Origin of the sequence: Methylobacterium bullatum (assembly GCF_014845095.1) — a bacterium.
Classification (GTDB): domain Bacteria; phylum Pseudomonadota; class Alphaproteobacteria; order Rhizobiales; family Beijerinckiaceae; genus Methylobacterium; species Methylobacterium bullatum.
In genome coordinates this window covers 1-18,540 of the sequence record NZ_NKUG01000021.1, presented here as the reverse complement: position 1 = coordinate 18,540, position 18,540 = coordinate 1, and the positions used below count along the sequence as shown (strand labels likewise).

The window sequence follows — 18,540 nt, the reverse complement described above, 5'->3', positions numbered from 1 at the left end:
TGCCGTTCAGCGTGTTGGCGTCTTCGGTTCCACTGAGGACATCTTCGGACGTACTGCCGATCAGATTCTCGAACGAACTATAAGTATCGCCTTCCGCATCGCCGCCGAAGCCGACGTCAAACAGGAGATCGACCGTTACACCCGCGCTGGATTGCTGATAGCTCAACGTGTCGTTGCCGGCGCCTCCGAACATGGAGTCGCTGCTGGCGCCCCCTTCGATGACATTGTCCCCGGTATCTCCGACGAGAATGTCGCTCCAGGCGCTGCCGAGCAAATTTTCGAACAACTGAATGTTATCTCCCGAAGCATCGCCATTGGAAGCGGTGTTCGTCGAGAGATCGATCTTTACGGCGTCGAAGGAATGTTGATAGCTCAGCGTGTCGCGGCCATCCCCCCCAGACAGGACGTCGCCAAAGCCGCCGCCTTCGATGACGTTGTTCTTGGTGTCTCCAATTATAGTATCGGTGTAATCGCTGCCACGGATATTCGAGATATTGGAAAAAGTTTCCGAAAGGATTCTATTTGAGTGATCCGTGCCGATGTTGCTGGCCATGTTTACGATGACACCGTAAAAATTACCCTCGCTGTCGGCTTCGTACTCCTGGAAATGCTCATAACTCAGGGTATTCTTCCCGGTGCCTCCATCGATGTTGTTCGAGCCGAGGCCGCCCTCCAGCGTATCGTTGCCGCCGCCACCGTTCAGGACGTCATTGCCCGCCCCCGTGAGAATCACATCCCCATAATCGCCCCCGGTGATCCTCGCCGTATAGGCAAAGTCGCTGGTGTCGCCGAAAATGCCGATTCGGGGCGTGGTATATCCAACTTCACCAAAGACGGTTTCTAATCCCGGCCCGGAGAAGGCATAGACTAGAGAATTACCGAAGCCTTCATATCCGGCGATGGCCGTGCCGGGGCCGAAATCGATTGCACGAACGCCGGCGGCCATCTGGGAACTGAATATGAAGTCCGAGTTGTCCGATTTATAATCACCCTCATAGGTAAATTTAAAAAACGCCACGTCCAGCCCCTCTGCAACGAATCATATTGCGATTAAACAAGCTTAGACTGATAGCAATAGTTTAAAAAATATTTAAAATACTCGTTTATACGTCTACATCGTAAGTTAGCCATCATTTTTATAAATATATATATTAAAAATTTGATTTACTAAGAAAAATATCAGCATAGATAGTTTTTGTCGATTAAAGTTATATAGATGACAGTCAAGTCCATGAAACCGTGATCCGCTTAATTGGACATGACACGTCTCTTGCGATTCGGCGGCGGGGGGAAGGCAAGCCTTCTACATCGCCCCACCAATCCACTGCCTGATCGAGGCCATGGCAAATGGCGTGCTACAACGGACGCCCAGCGCCGAGCGGATGCCGCCGGTACTCTCAACGCCCTTCCGTTTACTGCCGAATGCCGGGCATGCCGCCCGACGAACCCGATGAACTCCGTGGATCGCGGACAGTGCGCCTCACCCGGGCATCCGTTCCGTCCCATGGTTCGGGCAGAGATTCGCCTCCACGGTGATGTGCGAGAGCCCGTCCAGATCGGCCAGCTTCGCCTTGTACATCGCCGGTTCCTGCGGGTGGTCGGAGACGAGGGAGACGATCAGGCCGGTATGGCCGGGGCCGAGGCGCCAGAGGTGGAGATCGGTGATCGTGTCGCCGTTCGATTCCAGCCGCGTCCGCACGGAGTGAGCGAGCCCCCGATCCGGCACCGCATCGAGCAGCGTCGCGCCGGCGGAGCGGATCAGGGTCCAGGACCAGGCGACGATGACCGCCGCGCCCACCAGTCCCATGGCCGGATCGAGCCAGGCGATGCCGAGATAGCGACCCGCCAGCAGGGCCGCGATGGCCAGTACCGATGTCAGCGCATCGGCCAGGACGTGGACATAGGCCGCCCGCAAGTTGGTGTCCCCATGGTCGCCATGGCCGTGCCCCTCGTGATGGCCGTGATCGTGCGCGTGGTCGTGGTGATGGGCGTGGTCGTGCCCGTCGCCGTGGAGCAGCCAGGCGCTGGCGAGGTTCACGAGAAGGCCCAGGATCGCGATCGGCAGGGCTTCGCCGAAGGCGATGGCCTGGGGGCTGTTGAGGCGCAGCACGCTTTCATAGCCGATGGCGAGCGCGATCATGGCGAGGATGATGGCGCTGGCGAAGGCCGCGAGATCGCCGAGCTTGGCGGTGCCGAAGGCGAAGCGCGGGTCGTCGGCATGCAGGCGGGCGAAGCGATAGGCCAGGGCCGCGATGCCGAGGGCGGCCGCATGGGTGGACATGTGCCATCCGTCGGCGGTGAGGGCCATCGACCCGAAGACCGTCCCGCCGACGATCTCGGCGACCATCATCGCCAGGGTCAGCCCGACGACGAGGACGGTCCGGCGCTCGTTGCGCTCATGCGCGTGTCCGAGGAAATCGTGGCGGTGCTGCCAGGTCTCGATGCTGTGGCTGTGCATGAAGGGGGTGTCCTGAAAGAATCGTCCAGCCGAACATAGGGTGCTTTGGCGGGGCGATCATCCTTCTCTATGGAGAGAGGGAGCCAAGCCCGGAGCAGACAGGTTGCCCTTCGTCGTCGACGATCTCACCAAGGCGAGCCAGCGCCGCGCCGCCGATCCCCTGGCCTCGGCCTGGGTCTCCGCCAATGCGGGGGCGGGAAAGACGAAGGTCCTCACCGACCGGGTGGTGCGCCTGCTGCTGAACGGGGCGCCGCCCGCCCGCATCCTCTGCCTCACCTTCACCAAGGCGGCCGCCGCCAACATGTCGATCCGGGTGTTCCGGACCCTGGGCCGCTGGGTCACCCTGGACGATGCCGCGCTCACTGCCGAACTCACCGAACTGACCGGCGAGTCTCCGGCACGCCGGACCTTGAAGGCGGCACGGCGCCTGTTCGCCCGTGCCGTGGAGACACCGGGCGGCCTCAAGATCGAGACCCTGCACGCCCTCTGCGAGCGGCTCCTGCACATGTTCCCGTTCGAGGCCAACGTGCCCGCCCGCTTCCAGGTGCTCGACGAGAACCAGGCCGCCGACCTGTTCGCGGCCGAGACCGACCGGGTTCTCGCCCTGGCGATGACCGGCCGCAACCCCGATCTGCGCTCCGCCTGGGACCGGGTCGGCCCGGAGGCCACGGGCGATACGCTCCGCGCGATCCTGCGCGCGGCCATGCGGGCGCAGGCGACGTTTGACGGGACGGACGGTCTCTCCGGTCCCATCGCCGCCCTGTCGCGCTCCCTCGGCCTCTCGGCCGGCGAGACGGCCGATACGGTCCTCGACCGCATCCTCACCGGGGGGCTCGACGATTGGAGCGGCCTCGCCCAGCGCCTGCGCACGGGAAAATCCACAGACGAGGGGCTCGCCGACAGGCTGGTCGCGGCGGAGGCGACCTGTGAGGCTGCCGCCCGCCTCGACCTCTACCGTTCGGTGTTCTTCACCGAGAAGGGCACCCCGAAGGCGGACAGGAGTCTCGGCACGAAAGACGTCCCGGCGGAGGTGAAGGAGGCGCTCCTCGCCGAACGCGACCGGCTCGATCCCCTGTTCGATACCTTGCGCGCGGCCAAGGCCCTGGAACGGACGCAGGCCCTGTTCGTCCTCGTCGCCGAGATCCACCGGCGGGTCGAGCGTCAGAAGGCGCGCCTCGGCGCCCTCGATTTCGACGACCTGATCCACAAGGCTCTCGATCTGCTCTCGCGGGTGGACGCCGCCTGGGTCCTGTACAAGCTCGACCGCGGCATCGATCACGTCCTCGTGGACGAGGCGCAGGACACCAACCCGCGCCAATGGGACATCCTGCGCCGCATCACGGCCGATTTCGCCAGCGGCGAGGGCGCTCGCGAGGGGCTGCGCACGCGCTTCGCCGTGGGTGACCCGAAGCAGTCGATCTACAGTTTCCAGGGGGCCGAGCCGCGCGAGTTCGCGACCGTGCATCGCGAATGGCGCGCGGCCTCGAAACAGGCGGGCCTCGCCTTCGAGGACGTGACGCTGAACGTGTCGTTCCGCTCGACGAAAGGCATCCTGCGCGCGGTGGACGCCACCTTCGCCGTTCCCGAGCATTACCAGGGCCTGTCCTTCGACGACGCGGCCGTCGGCACGACGCACGAGACGGCCCGGCGGGACGCGCCGGGCGTGGTCGAGATCTGGCCCATCGAGGTTCCGGCGCAGGAGGAGGAGCCCGATGCCTGGGCGGCCCCGGTCGACGCACCGGAGGCCAATGCGCCGTCCATCGTCACGGCGCGGCGCGTGGCGCGGGCGGTGAAGGCTTGGACCACCACCGGCGACGAAGGCGGGCGCGTGTGGCGTCCCGGCGACGTGCTCATCCTGGTGCGCAAGCGCTCCGCCGCCTTCGAGGAGGTGATCCGTGCCCTGAAGGTCTGCGGCGTCCCCGTGGCGGGCCAGGACCGCCTGGACATCACCGCCCATATCGCGGTGAACGACCTCGTCTCCATCGGCCGCGCCGGCCTGCTGCCCGCCGACGATCTCACCCTGGCCGGCGCCCTGAAGACGCCCCTCGTCGGGCTCGACGACGACGACCTCGTCCGCATCGCCGCCCGGCGCGAGGAGAGCGAGACCCTGGAGGACGCCCTGGCCCGCCATGCGGCGGCGGGCGACCCGGCGGCGATACGCGGGCATGAGGCCCTCACCCTGTGGTCCGACCTGGCGGCCCGGCACGGGCCTTTCGGATTCTATGCCAGCCTGCTCGGGCCGCATGAGGGGCGGATGCGGCTGGTCTCCCGCCTCGGTGGCGAGGCGGGGGACGCCATCGACGTGTTTCTGATGAAGGCCGCCGAGGCCGAGCAGGCCTCCGAGGCTCCCTCGCTGGACGGCTTCCTCACCCGCTACGACATCGCTCCGGGACGGGGCGCCAATGGTCTTACCGTCAAGCGCGATCTCGAATCCGGCCGCGACGAGGTCCGGGTGATGACGATTCACGGCGCCAAGGGGCTGGAAGCCCCCGTCGTCGTCATGATCGACGGCTGCGAACCCCTCGGGCGCAACGATCCGCATCTGCTCGCCATGCCGGGGGGGCGTGACGAGGCGATGCCGCCGGTCTGGGCCGGGTCGAAGTCTCAGGATACGCAAGCGGTCGCTGCCGCCCGCGAGGCGCATCAGGCCCGCGCCCGCGAGGAACACAACCGTCTCCTCTACGTGGCGCTCACCCGCGCAGCAGACCGTCTCACCGTCGCGCCGTATCGCGGCCATGAGGAGCAGGGCGAGACCGCCTGGTGCGAGATGGTCCGGAAGGGGCTGGAACAGGCGTTCGGGCCGGGCGAATCCCTCGAGGCCGCCTACGGTCCCGTGCTGCTATGGCGGGACGGACCTGTACGACCCGCTGTGGCCGCTTCCTCGCCCCCTGCGGAAGCAGCATCGTCGATCCCCGGATGGTTGAGGACATCGGCGGGGTCGGAGGTCGAGGCGGCGCCGCCGGTCAGTCCCTCCGGAGCCCTTGGCGCCGCGGATGGTCAGCGCACGGTGCCGAGGCGGCAGGCCAACCCGCAGGCCCGCCGTCGCGGCATCCTGATCCACTCGCTCATCGAACATCTTCCGCGCCTCGATCCCCATCAGCGAGCGAGCGCGGCCTCCGCCTTCGTGAAGGCGCGGGCGCCGTCGCTTCCGGCGGCGGACCAGGACCGGCTGGTTTCGGATGTTCTGAACCTCGTCAACGATCCCGCCCTCGCCGTGCTCTTCGACGGCGATGCGAGGGCCGAGGTCACGATCTCGGGACATGTCGGCGTCGGGGGCGTGTCGCGACCGGTCTTCGGACGGGTCGATCGCCTGAGTATCCGCCCCGAACGGATCGTCGTGGCGGATTTCAAGACGAGCCGGCCGCCATCCGACCGTGCTCCCATTCCCGAAGACGAGGCGGCGCAGATCGCCCTCTACGTGGCGCTCCTGCGGGACATCTATCCGGGGCGCCCTGTCGAAGCGATGCTGGTCTGGACGTCCGGTCCGGTCATCCGCCATCTCGGCGAGGCCGACATCGCGTCGGCGCTCGCCTCACTCTCCTCCCGCCCGGCTCACACCGCGATTACGGCGTGAGCTTGAGGATCTGTCCGTCCGGGCCGTCCGTCACCGCATAGACCGCGCCATCGCCGGCGACCCTCACGTCGCGGATACGGTGATCGAGGGGGATGCGCTCCTCGGTGACCACCTTGTCGCCGTCAAGCTTCAGCGCGACGATGCCGCCGCTCACGAGTCCACCGACGAGGAAGGCGTCCTTCCAGGCGGGGAACAGGGTGCCGGTGTAGAACGCCATGCCGGACGGGCCGATCACTGGATCCCAGTAATAGACCGGCTGGACCGTGCCGCCCGCCTGGGTCTTTCCCTCGCCGATCTTCTCGCCGCTATACTCGATGCCGTAGGTCACTTCCGGCCAGCCGTAGTTCAATCCGGGCCGGGGGCGATTGAGCTCGTCGCCGCCGCGCGGGCCGTGCTCGACGGTCCAGAGGCGCCCCTGGCCATCGAGGGCGGCGGACTGGATGTTGCGGTGCCCGTAGGACCAGATTTCGGGTTTGGCCTTCTCGCCGCCCGTGAACGGGTTGTCCTTCGGCGCATTGCCGTCGGTGTCGATGCGGAAGACCTTGCCGAGGCCGCTGGTGAGGTCCTGGGCCTGGACACGCGGTCCCTTGTCCGAGCGCTCGCCGACGGTGACGAACAGCTTGCCGTCCGGCGCGAAGACGAGGCGGGAGCCGAAATGCTTGTCGCCCTCGTAGGACGGCGTCTGGCGGAAGATGACCTTCACCTCGTCGAGACGACCGCCATCCTTCTCCTCGATGAGCTTGGCGCGGGCGACCGTCGTGCCGTTCCCCTTGTCGCGCGGCTCGGAGTAGCTGACATAAATCAGACGGTCGGAGACGAAGCTCGGGCTCAGGGCCACGTCGAGCAGACCGCCCTGGCCCCGCGCATCCACTTTCGGCACGCCGGCGATGGGCTGGCCGACCGTGCCGTCCTTGGCGACGATGCGCAGCTTCCCGGCCTTCTCCGTGACCAGCATGCGGCCATCCGGCAGGAACTCCATGGCCCAGGGACTGTCGAGGCCCTTGGCGACGACGGTGCTCTGGACCTTGGTGGCTTCGAGGGGCTTCGGCGCGCGGGTCTGGTTGGGCAGCAGGGGTTTGTAGCCCGTATTCGCGGGCGCCGTTTCGGCGGGCTCCCCGCCCGTGGCCTCGTTCTGGGGCGCTGCGAAGGACTCGCCCCCGATCCGCGGCTGAGGCGTTCCGGATTTGCCATCCTGGGCGAACGCACCGGTGCCGAGGCTCAGGGCGGCGAAGGAGGCAAGCAAGGTCGGAGAGATGCGCGTCACGTGGTGATGTCCTCCATGGCCGGCGTTGAGGGCACCGGCTCTCGGCCTGTTTCGGGGCTCGATCGCCGGATGGCGGCCGAGCCCGTATGGCACCGGCTCATCATGGGCATGCGTGCTGGGACGCTCGCCGCGAGGATTGCCGGTCACGCTGGGAGATGGGGCGAAGCGACGGCTTTGGCGAGGGGCAACGGGAATCATGCGGGGGACAGGCGGCCGGGGCGGTCTCGCATGAGCGCGGTGGATGAAGACCGGTGGATGATGCATGCGAGAATCGAACGGCTGTCCCGCCCTTGGCATCTTACGCCTTGACCGTCCCGGTTCACGTCGCCAACTCTCGCTCTCAAGCCGGCGCAGGCCTCGTCTCGCCGACCGTGCAATGAGAAAGGGATCGCAATGGCGACGGTAAAAGTGACCGACGCGAGCTTCGAGCAGGACGTTCTCAAGTCCGCCGAGCCCGTGGTCGTGGATTTCTGGGCGGAATGGTGCGGCCCCTGCCGTCAGATCGGCCCGGCCCTCGAAGAAATCTCGGCCGACATGCAGGGTCGCGTGAAGATCGCCAAGGTCAACGTGGACGAGAATCCCGGTATCGCCGCCAAATACGGCATCCGCTCGATTCCCACCCTCCTGATCTTCAAGGGCGGTGAGCTCGCCAGCCAGAAGGTCGGCGCGGCGCCGAAGGGCGATCTCTCCCGCTGGATCCAGGCCAGCGCCTGAACGCTCGCGATCGACCATCGTGAAAAAGCCCGGCCTCGGAAGGCCGGGCTTTTTTTATGTCCGGTGGTGCGCACCGGCCGGTGCGGACCATGGTTCGGAAACGAAAAACCCGGCCATGAGGCCGGGCTTCTCCGTTTCGAGACCTGTGTCGACGTTGCGACGTAACGGCTTAGTACGAGCCGAACTTGTAGTTCAGACCGGCGCGGACGACGGCGAACTCGGTCTCACGAGCCGAGGGGCTGAGCGTGAGCACGTTCGTGGCCGGGTTGTAGACGGAGCGGGCGCCGCGGCCATCCTGCTCGAGGTTCACATAGAGACCTTCGACCTTCAGCGTCACGGCCGAAGAGCGGAAGAAGTTCAGGAACGAGTCGACGGGCATGGCGTACTCGATGCCGCCACCAGCGGTGTAGCCGGTGCGGAAATCGTCGCGGCCGGTGCCGCCGTCGCCGTAGGCGAAGCCGCCGGTGCCGTAGAACAGGACGCGGTCGAAGGCGTAACCGACGCGGCCGCGAACCGTACCGAAGAAGTTCATCTCGCTACCGGGGGTCCGGACAGCGGAGCCACCAGCAACGCCCGGGGTGCCGGTGAAGCTGACAGCCGAACCGGGGAACAGACGCGAACGGTTGCTGAAATCGGTGTACTGAGCGTCAGCTTCGAGACCGACGACCAAGCCCGCGCCCGGGGTGAACTGGTAGTTGTAGCCGACTTGGCCACCGCCGACGAAGCCTTCGGTGTTGTTGCCGTTGCCGACCGACAGGACACCATTGGTGGTGCCCGAGTTCAGCACGGAGCCGGCCGGGAGGTTGTAACGGTTGCTGTCGCTACCGGCGTCGAAGCCGTAACCGGCGTTGATACCGAAGTAAGCGCCCGTCCAGGTGAACACCGGCACCGGCACGAAGACCGGCGGCGCAGCGCGACGCGGAAGGTCGGCGGCGGTTGCCGCTGCAGTGAGGGCCGTGAAGGCCGCGAAAGAGGTGAGAAGCTTTTTCATCGTTGATCCCCAGCGAGTTGCCCGATCCACAATCAAACTAGTCGATTTCGGGCAGTCGAGATGTAGCGCAGGAGCCACACTCGATATCCGATGCCACAAGTGTGGCCAGTCCGGTGAAAAGCGGGGATTGTCGCGATGTGTCGTCCGCCGATCCTAAGCAAGGACGCTGTGTTCGTCACGTCCCGCCGATGCCGGAGACCCTCGTCCGGCATGGTTGTCCAAGACAAACGATGCGGTAACCCTGTTCGACGAGGGCAAGGACTCGTCCGGCAGAATCACTTGCCTTCCGCCAGGAGACCGCCTCCCACCCGACGCGATCAGGTCGGAGGCGTACCGTTGGCGGTGAGGACGTTGCCCGCGAGATAGAGCGAACCGCAGATCAGGATACGCGGCGGCCGCTCGAAGGCGATGTCGGAGAGGCTCTCCAGGGCGGCCTCGACGCTGGAGGCCACATAGGCGGTGAGCCCCACATCGGCGGCGATCTGGGCGACCTCCTCGGCCGGCCGCGCCGCCATCTGGCCTCCGATCGGGACCGCGATCAGGTGCCGCGCCAGCCCCACGAAGTTACGCAGGAAGCCTTCCGCGTCCTTCGTGCCGAGAAGGCCCACCACCAGGATCAGCGGCACGTCGCTGCGCTCGCCGAGATCCGCCATCGCGGTCGCGAGAATACGACCGCCATCGATATTGTGGCCGCCATCGAGCCAGAGCTCCGCATCGTTCGGTGCCATGTCGGACAGGCGGCCGCGGGTGAGCCGCTGGAGGCGGCCCGGCCATTCGACCTTGTTGAGGCCGGTCTCGATGGCCTCCACTCCGATATCGCCGAAACCGGCCGCGCGCAGGGCCGCGATGGCGGTGGCGGCGTTGGTGAACTGATGCCGTCCGTTGAGGCGGGGCTGGGGCAGGTCGAACAGGTCGAGCTCGTCCTGGTAGACGATGCGGCCGCGCTCGGCATGGACCGAGAAATCCTGGTTCCCGACCCGGATCGGCGTGGCTCCGATCTCCTCGGCGATGCGGCAGAGCACCGAATCCGCCTCTTTGTAATCCTGGGCGGCGATGATCGCCGGGCAACCGCGCTTGAAGATGCCCGCCTTCTCGGTCGCCACCGCTTCGACGGTGTCGCCGAGATACTCCGCATGGTCGCGCCCGATCGGCGTGACGACGGCGGCCGCGGGATTGTCGATCACGTTGGTGGCGTCGACCCGCCCACCGAGCCCCACTTCGAGCAGGAGCACGTCGGCCGGGGTCTCCGAGAACAGGAGGAAGGCCGCGGCGGTGGTGATCTCGAACACCGTGATCGGCTCGCCCGCATTGGATGCCTCGCAGCGGGCGAGGGCGTCGGCGAGCTGGTCCTCGGGCACATAGCTGCCGCCCCCCACCGCACCGATGCGGATGCGCTCGTGGAAGCGCACGAGGTGGGGCGAGGTGTAGACATGCGCAGCGAGGCCGCCGGCTTCGAGAATCGCCCGCATGAAGGCGATGGTCGAGCCCTTGCCGTTGGTGCCGGCCACATGAATGACCGGAGGCAGCTTGCGTTCCGGGTGCCCGAGCCGTTCGAGCAGGCGCTGGATCCGGCCCAGCGACAGGTCGATCGTGCGAGGATGAAGGGCCAGGAAGCGGGCCATCAGCGCGTCGGAGGAATCCATGGATCGGCTCGCCGTATAGCGTGTGGGCTCAGGCCGGCTCGGCAACGGCGCCCGCGCCGGCCGGTGCCGCCGCAGGCTGGTTCATCAGCAAGCCGCAGAGTCGTGAGATCGTGTCCTTCAGGGCATGCCGGTGCACGACCTGATCGACCATTCCGTGTTCCTGCAGATACTCGGCGCGCTGGAACCCGTCGGGCAGTTTCTCGCGGATCGTCTGTTCGATGACGCGCGGCCCGGCAAAGCAGATCAGGGCACCGGGCTCGGCGAGATGGACGTCCCCCAGCATGGCGTAGGAAGCGGTGACGCCGCCCGTGGTCGGGTTGGTGAGCACCACGATGTAGGGGAGTTTCGCCGCTTTCAGCCGGCGCACGGCCACCGTCGTGCGCGGCATCTGCATGAGCGACAGGATGCCCTCCTGCATGCGTGCGCCGCCGGAGGCCGAGAACAGAATGTAGGGCGTGCGCTTGTCCAGCGCCGTCTCGGCGCCGCGCACGAAGGCCTCACCCGCCGCCATACCGAGGGAGCCGGCCATGAAGGCGAAATCCTGCACCGCCAGCGTCATCGGCATTCCCGAGACCCGGCCGAAGCCGATCTTGAAGGCGTCGGGCATCCCGGTCTTGGCACGGGCGTCCTTCAGGCGGTCGGCATAGCGCTTCTCGTCACGGAACTTGAGCGGGTCGGCGGCCACCTCCGGCAGGGGCACGTCGATCCAGGTGCCCTCGTCGAACATCATCTTCAGGCGCGCCTGCGCGCTCATCTTCAGATGATGCTCGGACCCCGGGATGACCCAGTGGTTTCCCTCCACCTCCTTGTGGAACACCATCTGCCCGCTATCCGGGCATTTGACCCACAGATTCTCGGGCGTCTCGCGCTTGAACAGGGTCTTGATCCTGGGGCGCACGACCTCCGAGATCCAGTTCATGGGTTCAACCATCGTCGACTGACCGTTCTTGAGGGAAGGGGTCTCGGATGAGCCGGGGATCGGCTCGCGGACGGATCGTTCCGGTGTGGTTCTCTCAGGCGGTCCGGCCGCGCACGCCCTCGGCCAGTTCGCGCACCAATTCGCTCACCGTCTCGGCGGCGTCCCGGCCGTCCACCACCGCCCGGTGGATCACATCCACGAGGGCGGAGCCGACGACCACGCCGTCCGCGCCCTTGGCGATCGCGGCGGCCTGGACGCCCGTCCGGACGCCGAAGCCGACCACCACGGGCAGGTCCGTATGGCTGCGGATCCGGCCCACCGCCTCGGCCACCCGACCGAAATCGGGTGTCGCCGTGCCGGTGATGCCGTTGATCGACACATAATAGACGAAGCCGGCCGTGTTCGCGAGGACGGCGGGGAGGCGGCGCTCGTCGGTGGTGGGCGTCGCCAGCCGAATGAAGGCCAGTCCCTTGGCGAGCGCCGGCAGGCAGAGTTCGTCGTCCTCCTCCGGCGGCAGGTCGACGACGATGAGCCCGTCGATCCCCGCCGCGACGGCGTCGTCGAGGAACCGGTCGACGCCGTAGGCATGGATCGGGTTGTAATATCCCATCAGGATCACCGGGGTTCCGGAATTGTCCTCCCGGAAACGGCGGACGAGGTCGAGGGTCTTGACCAGATCCTGCCCGCCCGCGAGGGCGCGCAACGCCGCCGCCTGGATCGCCGGCCCGTCCGCCATCGGGTCGGTGAAGGGAAGGCCGAACTCGACGATGTCGGCGCCGGCCGGCGGCAGCGCCCGGAGCACCTTCAGGGAGGTCTCGGCATCGGGGTCGCCGGCCATGACGTAGGTCACGAGGGCGGCGCGCTTCTCCGCGCGGCAGCGGGCGAAGGTGGCCTCGATGCGTGTCTTCGTGGAACCGGCGGTGTCCGGCTGCGAAGAGGTCTCTGACGAAGAAAAGGTCATGGTGCCTGCGTCTCGCGGCCTGGCCTCGGGGGAGGGACGGCCCAGGTACAAGCCGTCGCGCCTACACCATCGCGGCCTGCCCGTGAAGCGCGGCGCGCCAAGCTGTCCGGCATCGGCTATGAGCGTGACGGCACCGATGCGGGGCGAGGGATGTCGTCCGTCGCGGCAAGGAAGCCTTAAGCTCCTTTCGAAAGCCGTCCTTCAATCTCACATGCGAATGACAGGAATGGAGTGGGAGCGGGAACCTCGGCATCATCGTCGCACCGCGCGGCGGTTCGCCCTGCGGCGATCCGCTCGGGCCGCCCCACGGAGAGGTCGATGATCACCCTGGAGGTCGCTCTCGCCATCACCCTGTTCGCGGTCCTGGCCACGGCGAGCCTGGTCGCCCGAGGCCTGCGACGGCCGGCGGGCGACGCGTCCGAGGTCGAACGTCTCCAGGACAGTATCTGGCGGATGTCCGAGAGCGAGGAGCGCTACCGCGCGCTCGTGGAGGCGACCACCGACGTCATCGTCCAGCGGGACACGCAAGGGCGCATCACCTTCGCCAACGATGGATTCGGGCGTCTCTTCGGGGTCGAACCGCTGACGCTGCTCGGCTCGACGGTGGACCTCGAAATCCTGGACCAGGGGCCTCGGCAACAGCAATCCGACGGCGTCAGCCGTGTCGAGATGCAGGTGCGCCCCGTCGACGGCATTCCGCGCTGGTTCTCCTTCATCGAGATGCGCGTCACCGGTCCCGGAGGACGCACGCAATGGCTGCGGGCGGGCTCGGACATCACCGAACGGATCGAATCCGCCCGCTCTCTCGACGAGGCGCTCCACCGCGCCGAAGCGGCCAACGTCGCCAAGTCGCGCTTTCTCGCCACCGTCAGCCACGAGTTCCGCACGCCGTTGAACGGCATTCTCGGCATGGCCGACCTCGTCCTCGAGACCGGCCTCGATGCCGAGCAGCGGACCTACGTGGAGGCGGTGCACACGTCGGGCCGGGCCTTGCTGACCCTCATCGACGGCATCCTCGATTTCTCGCGGATCGAGGCGGGACGCCTCGACCTGTCGGCCGAACCCTTCGATCTCCGGGCGGTGGTGGAAGGCGTGGTCGAACTCCTGGCGCCCCGCGCCCAGGACAAGGGCATCGAGATCGCCATCGACGTCGCCGACGACGTGCCGTCCGAATTCATCGGCGATGCGGACCGTGTCCGGCAGATCGTGGTCAATCTCGCGGGCAACGCCATCAAGTTCACCAATCAGGGCGGGGTCGGCGTCACGGTGACATGGGTCGCGCAGGAGATCGTCCTGGCGGTCTCGGATACGGGGGCGGGTATCCCCGCCGCGCGCATCCCGATCCTGTTCGAGGAATTCGAGCAGGGCGACAACAGCGCCAGCACGCGCCATGAGGGAACCGGGCTCGGTCTCGCCATCAGCCGGCGCCTCGCCTCGCGGATGGGGGGACACATCGACGCGCGCTCGGTCGTCGGCCAGGGCAGCACCTTCACAGTCCACTTGCCCCTGCCGGTCGGCGCTGCGTCGGAGGATGCGCTGCCGCCCGTCTCGCTGCAGGGGCGGAAGATCCTGATCGTCGCCGATTCTCCCTATCAGGCGCCGTTCCTCGCCCGGCGCCTGTCCCGGTCCGGCGCGTCGGCGGTGGTGGTGCCGACCGTCGAGGCCGGGCTCGATACGCTGTCGGGCGTGCCCTTCGATGCGGTGATCGCCGATCGCGCCCTCGGCGACGCGAGCGTGCGCAGCCTCGCGGCGGAAGCCAGGCGGCGCGGCGTGCGCTGCAGCCTCATTCTGCTGTCCCCCTTCGATCGGCGGGAATTCGGTGCGCCGGGGGCGGCGGGCTTCGACAGCTACCTGATCAAGCCGGTCCGGGCGCGCTCACTGTTCGACAGGCTGCTGGCGCCGAGCTCCTCGGTGGAAGCGACCGGCCCCGCGCCGAAACCGGTGCCCGACGACGGCGCGATCCCGGCGGACAAGGACGGCGCGCGCGCGGGGGCGGGCGTCCACGTGCTTCTCGCCGAGGACAACCCGATCAACGCCCTGCTGGCCACCAGGGCTCTGGAGCGTCTCGGTGCGACGGTGGTTCTGGCGCGGGACGGGTCTGAGGCGCTGGCTCGGCTCGACCATCCCGCATCCCGGTTCGACCTCGCCCTCATCGACATCCGCATGCCGGGAATCGATGGGCTGGAAACGGCGCGGCGGCTGCGTGCCAGCGAGGCCGAGCACCATCGCGCGCCGCTCCGGCTGGTGGCGCTCACCGCCAATACCGGTCGCGAGGACGAATTGGCCGCGCGGGAGGCCGGGTTCGACGAATTCCTGGCAAAACCCCTCGACCTCAAGGCCTTGCCCGCCCTCCTCGAACGCCGTGTCGTCACCGTGGCCTGAGAGGCAATTCGCGTTGACAGGGCGCGGCGAGCGAGCGAACACGGGCCATGCGCGCACCAACCTCGCCACCATCGGATGCCGCGGCACCCGTGCCGACATCGCAGAGCAGGGATGGTCTCGTGGCCTTGGCCGTGGCGGCCGTCGTGGTGGTCACCGTCCTGATCGGCACGTTCGCGCCCTCTTCGCACGGGCGTTCAGGACCGGTTTCTCCGGCAGCCGATGCGTCCTGCGCCGAGTGGAGCGACGGCTGCACGGTCTGTCGGCGCTACGGGGAGGGGATAGCCTGCTCCATGCCGGGTATCGCCTGCGTTCCCAAAGCAGAGCTGTGCCGGCGCCATTCCGGGGGATGACCGGGTCGTCCGTTCCGATCCGCCTTCGCTTCGCGCCGAGCCCCAACGGGCGCCTCCATCTCGGGCACGCCTATTCCGCCCTGGTGAACGAGCTGTTCGCCGCGCGGCTCGGCGGCGACCTCATCCTGCGGATCGAGGATATCGATCCGGTGCGCTCGCGCCCGGACCTGATCGCCGCCATCGCGGACGATCTCGCTTGGCTCGGGATCGGGTTCGGCGGTTCCGTCCGGCGCCAATCCGAGCATTTTCCGGCCTATCGCCGTGCCATCGACGCACTCCGCTCGCGCGGCCTCGTCTATCCCTGCTTCTGTAGCCGCGCCGCCGTGATCGCGGCCGCCGGGCCGGAGCCGCCCCGCGATCCGGACGGGGCGCCTCACTATCCCGGCACGTGCCGCGTCCTTTCCCAGGATGAGCGGGCGTCACATATCGCGGCCGGTCTGCCGCATAGCTGGCGGCTCGACATGAACCGCGCCCTCGCGCAGGCTCCGGGGCCGCACCGCTTTTCCTGCCTCGACGCCGATTGCCTGGAGACGAGCCACGTCGCCGATCCCGCCCGCTGGGGCGATGCGCCGATCGCGCGGCGCGACGTGCCGACGAGCTACCACCTGTCCGTGGTGGTCGACGATGCCGCCCAGGACATCAGCCACGTGGTTCGCGGAGCGGACCTCGCGGCCTCGACCGACCTGCATGTCCTGCTTCAGGCCCTGCTCGGTCTTGAGTGCCCGGCCTATCATCACCACGCCCTGATCCTCGGCCCCGACGGGACGAAGCTCGCCAAATCGCGCGGCTCGGAATCCCTCGGCGATCTGAGGGCTCGGGGCGTCACCCCGGCGGAGATCCGCCGCCGGCTCGGATTCGGGTGAGGGGAGGGGGCTCAGCGCGGGGCGTCGCGCTGGGCCATGGCGACGCCGGCTCGGGATTTCTGCAGCGTGGTCTCGATCTGCTCGCGCTGGCGCGTGAACTCGGTGAGCATCCGCCCGTCGAGTTCGCGTCCGCGCGGCACGCGGATCTTCATCGGGTCGACGAAATGGCCGTTGATGATGACCTCGTAATGCAGGTGCGCGCCGGTGGAGAGGCCGGTGGAACCGACATAGCCGATCACCTGGCCTTGGCGCACCTTGGCCCCCGCCGTCACACCCCGGGCGAAGCGCGACATGTGGTTGTAGGTGGTGACGTAGCCGTTGATGTGCTGGAGCTCGACCCGGCGGCCATAGCCCGAATCCCATTCCGCCTTGATGACGCTGCCGTTGCCGGCGGCGACGATGGGCGTACCGATCGGGTTGGCCCAATCCACGCCGGTATGGAGCTTGGCATAGCCGAGGATCGGATGGCGCCGGTAACCGAAGCCCGAGCGCATGATGCCGTCGGCGATGGGCTTGCGGATCAGGAATTTTTTGAGGGAGCGGCCCTGCTCGTCGAGATAATCGATGGAGCCGTCGTCCGGCGACTGGAAACGGTAGACCTTTCGCACCTCGCCGCCGAGGTTGAGCGACGCGTACAACAGTTCCGGCCGGTCGAGCGCGGCCTGACCGCCTTCCTCGTCGTACGTATAGAAGACATCGAGACTGTCGCCGCTCGCGATGCGGCGCTGGAAGTCGATGTCGTAGCTGAAGATCCGCACGATATCTTCCACGGTCGCGCGCGGCAGATCGTGCCGTGCTGCCGTCTCATAGAGGCTCTGATAGAGACGAGGGCCCGAACCGCCATCCTCGTCCTCGTCGTCGTCTCCGGATTCCGACGCGGCGGGCGCCTTGCGCGCCGCCTTGTCTTCCACCGCCTGCGCGACCGAGACGAAGGCGCCGCGATCGTTGATGGCGGCGATTCCCTCGACGCCGTTCTCGCCATACAGGACGACCCGAGTCACCTGCCGGGGATCTCCGGGCTTCGGACCCGGTGCGATCTGGACGCGGAACTGTTGGCCTTCGGCGAGGTCGCCGACGCGTGCCCGCCCGCCGAGAGCCGCGACGATCCCCTTGATCTGCTCGTCGCTGGCCTGGCCCGTGGCCTTCAGCAGCGCTTCGAGGGTCTCGCCGCGCTTGATCGCCACGTCGCGGTCTTCCACCAGCGGCGTCTCGCCCTGCCGGAGGCTCGTCTTCGCGAGATTGGTGACGTTCTCCGGCACCACGAGGACGTCGATGGACTTGAAGGGGCTCGCATCGCCGGACGGGGGGGCGATCCCGCCGAAATCCGGAGCCGCGATACCCTGCTGGAGCGCCCGCGACAACATCATTTGCGGCGCGATGGGAAGCGCCGTGCGTCGTCCGGCCTCCGCGGCCAGCCGCTTTTCCTCTTCGACCTGGGCGGTCACGGCGTCATCGCCGAGGGCGGGCGTGTTCGCCTCGATCGGCATCGTGGTGAGATCACGCTTGATGACGGTCACCTCCGCGCCGGGAGCATCGGCCGCGCTCGCTTCCGTCGCCCGTTCGAGCGGTTCGCTGGACACGAATTTCATCGGGTCGAAGCGCGGCACCTCGGCGGAGAAGACGCCTGTCGACATGGAGAGCGCCGTCGAGATCCGTACGAAAGGCCGGACCTTGATGATCTCGCGGTCTCCCAAGCGCACGGTCACCGGCGAGCGGAACGTCTGTTTGGCCGACGCGATCATCAGGTTGCGGACGAGCCGGTCGCCCTTGCGCGCGATGTTCGCGACGTCGTCGTTCGGCGCGGAGCGCACCATGATCTCCGCATGTTCCGGAACCGCGGCGAAAGAGACGTCGCCCTGTAACGACACGTAGATCGCGGCTCCGATGAGACCGGCCCCGGTCAGCCCGGTCAACGCACTGGCACAGAGCCAGCGCAGGTTGACCTCACGTCGATCGATCTGGGCGGAATCGGTGAGGAACAGATCGAGAGGCGGGTCGGCGGCTCGGCCTGGATGGGAGTCGGTGCTGTTCGTCGGAGCTCCGATCCTGAGCCGGCCGCGCGCCACGGTGTTCCCTCGCAAGCGTATCTCTTCTCTTCAGAGGGCCGGATCTCGTTTCGCGAGGGACGGCGCACCATGAGCGACGACCGATGGTATCGGCCGGTGGTCGACATGTCGAAGTCGAGCATGTCGACATTGAGGCGCCTCGGGAGAGGGAATGTTTCCATGCACGCGGGAAAGCGCGGGCGGAATGGAAGATCGCTGGGCGAAGGCTGGCGCGCCGCTCTACGTCAGAGGGGCTCCTGACCTCGGTCAATCTGGAGACCGCGAGCCGGGGCGAGGTTCACGAAGCGCGAAATCCTTGTTTGCCGGCAATGAGTTATGTTGTGGCGTCATGTGTTTGTCGCGAAAATCGATTCGT

At 67.2% G+C, this 18,540-nt stretch carries 12 protein-coding genes; 4 read left to right on the top strand and 8 right to left on the bottom strand.

The features are described 5' to 3' along the window. Together MBTS_RS02900 and dmeF are read right to left on the bottom strand one after the other, a co-directional pair. Positions 1 to 1,018: calcium-binding protein (locus MBTS_RS02900; protein WP_425324815.1), on the bottom strand; the 1,018-nt coding region annotated here is incomplete at its 3' end. Between the two features lie 462 nt (positions 1,019 to 1,480). Then, the gene (gene dmeF / locus MBTS_RS02895) at positions 1,481 to 2,458 is read right to left on the bottom strand and encodes a CDF family Co(II)/Ni(II) efflux transporter DmeF (protein ID WP_192215043.1); all 978 of its coding nucleotides are present in this window, start codon (positions 2,456 to 2,458) and stop codon (positions 1,481 to 1,483) included. Positions 2,459 to 2,561: 103 nt separating this feature from the next. Between dmeF and addA the strand changes: the two genes are divergently transcribed. Beyond that, positions 2,562 to 6,032 (top strand): double-strand break repair helicase AddA, encoded by a 3,471-nt coding sequence (addA, locus tag MBTS_RS02890; RefSeq protein WP_192215042.1) that lies wholly within the window; start codon positions 2,562 to 2,564, stop codon positions 6,030 to 6,032. Here the strand turns inward: addA and MBTS_RS02885 are convergent. Continuing rightward, complete coding sequence (locus MBTS_RS02885; protein ID WP_192215041.1) at positions 6,022 to 7,296, bottom strand: PQQ-dependent sugar dehydrogenase; 1,275 nt, start codon at positions 7,294 to 7,296, stop codon at positions 6,022 to 6,024. The genes addA and MBTS_RS02885 overlap by 11 nt on opposite strands. Positions 7,297 to 7,689: 393 nt before the next feature. On the opposite strand from MBTS_RS02885, the gene trxA reads away from it, so the two are divergent. After that, the gene (gene trxA, locus MBTS_RS02880; protein WP_018042110.1) at positions 7,690 to 8,010 is read left to right on the top strand and encodes a thioredoxin; all 321 of its coding nucleotides are present in this window, start codon (positions 7,690 to 7,692) and stop codon (positions 8,008 to 8,010) included. 169 nt (positions 8,011 to 8,179) lie between these two features. On the opposite strand, the gene MBTS_RS02875 is transcribed toward trxA, so the two are convergent. From MBTS_RS02875 to trpA, 4 genes are all read right to left on the bottom strand, one after another. Then, positions 8,180 to 9,001 (bottom strand): outer membrane protein, encoded by an 822-nt coding sequence (locus MBTS_RS02875; protein WP_147832845.1) that lies wholly within the window; start codon positions 8,999 to 9,001, stop codon positions 8,180 to 8,182. 317 nt (positions 9,002 to 9,318) lie between these two features. After that, positions 9,319 to 10,644: a bifunctional folylpolyglutamate synthase/dihydrofolate synthase gene (locus MBTS_RS02870; protein ID WP_056142861.1), complete on the bottom strand. Its 1,326-nt coding sequence runs from the start codon at positions 10,642 to 10,644 to the stop codon at positions 9,319 to 9,321. Positions 10,645 to 10,672: 28 nt separating this feature from the next. Then, positions 10,673 to 11,575 carry an acetyl-CoA carboxylase, carboxyltransferase subunit beta gene (gene accD / locus MBTS_RS02865; protein WP_056142865.1) on the bottom strand — a complete coding sequence of 301 codons (903 nt, stop codon included), beginning with the start codon at positions 11,573 to 11,575 and terminating at the stop codon, positions 10,673 to 10,675. An 82-nt stretch (positions 11,576 to 11,657) separates the two neighbouring features. Beyond that, on the bottom strand, positions 11,658 to 12,524 hold the full coding sequence (gene trpA, locus MBTS_RS02860; protein ID WP_192215040.1) for a tryptophan synthase subunit alpha: 867 nt from the start codon (positions 12,522 to 12,524) through the stop codon (positions 11,658 to 11,660). 318 nt (positions 12,525 to 12,842) lie between these two features. Between trpA and MBTS_RS02855 the strand changes: the two genes are divergently transcribed. Further along, positions 12,843 to 14,906 carry an ATP-binding protein gene (locus MBTS_RS02855; RefSeq protein WP_192215039.1) on the top strand — a complete coding sequence of 688 codons (2,064 nt, stop codon included), beginning with the start codon at positions 12,843 to 12,845 and terminating at the stop codon, positions 14,904 to 14,906. Between the two features lie 346 nt (positions 14,907 to 15,252). Beyond that, a complete protein-coding gene (gene gluQRS, locus MBTS_RS02850; protein ID WP_147832843.1) occupies positions 15,253 to 16,119 on the top strand; it encodes a tRNA glutamyl-Q(34) synthetase GluQRS in 867 nt (288 codons plus the stop codon). Between the two features lie 11 nt (positions 16,120 to 16,130). On the opposite strand, the gene MBTS_RS02845 is transcribed toward gluQRS, so the two are convergent. Then, positions 16,131 to 18,185 (bottom strand): M23 family metallopeptidase, encoded by a 2,055-nt coding sequence (locus tag MBTS_RS02845; RefSeq protein WP_192215044.1) that lies wholly within the window; start codon positions 18,183 to 18,185, stop codon positions 16,131 to 16,133. Positions 18,186 to 18,540 lie beyond the last annotated feature (355 nt).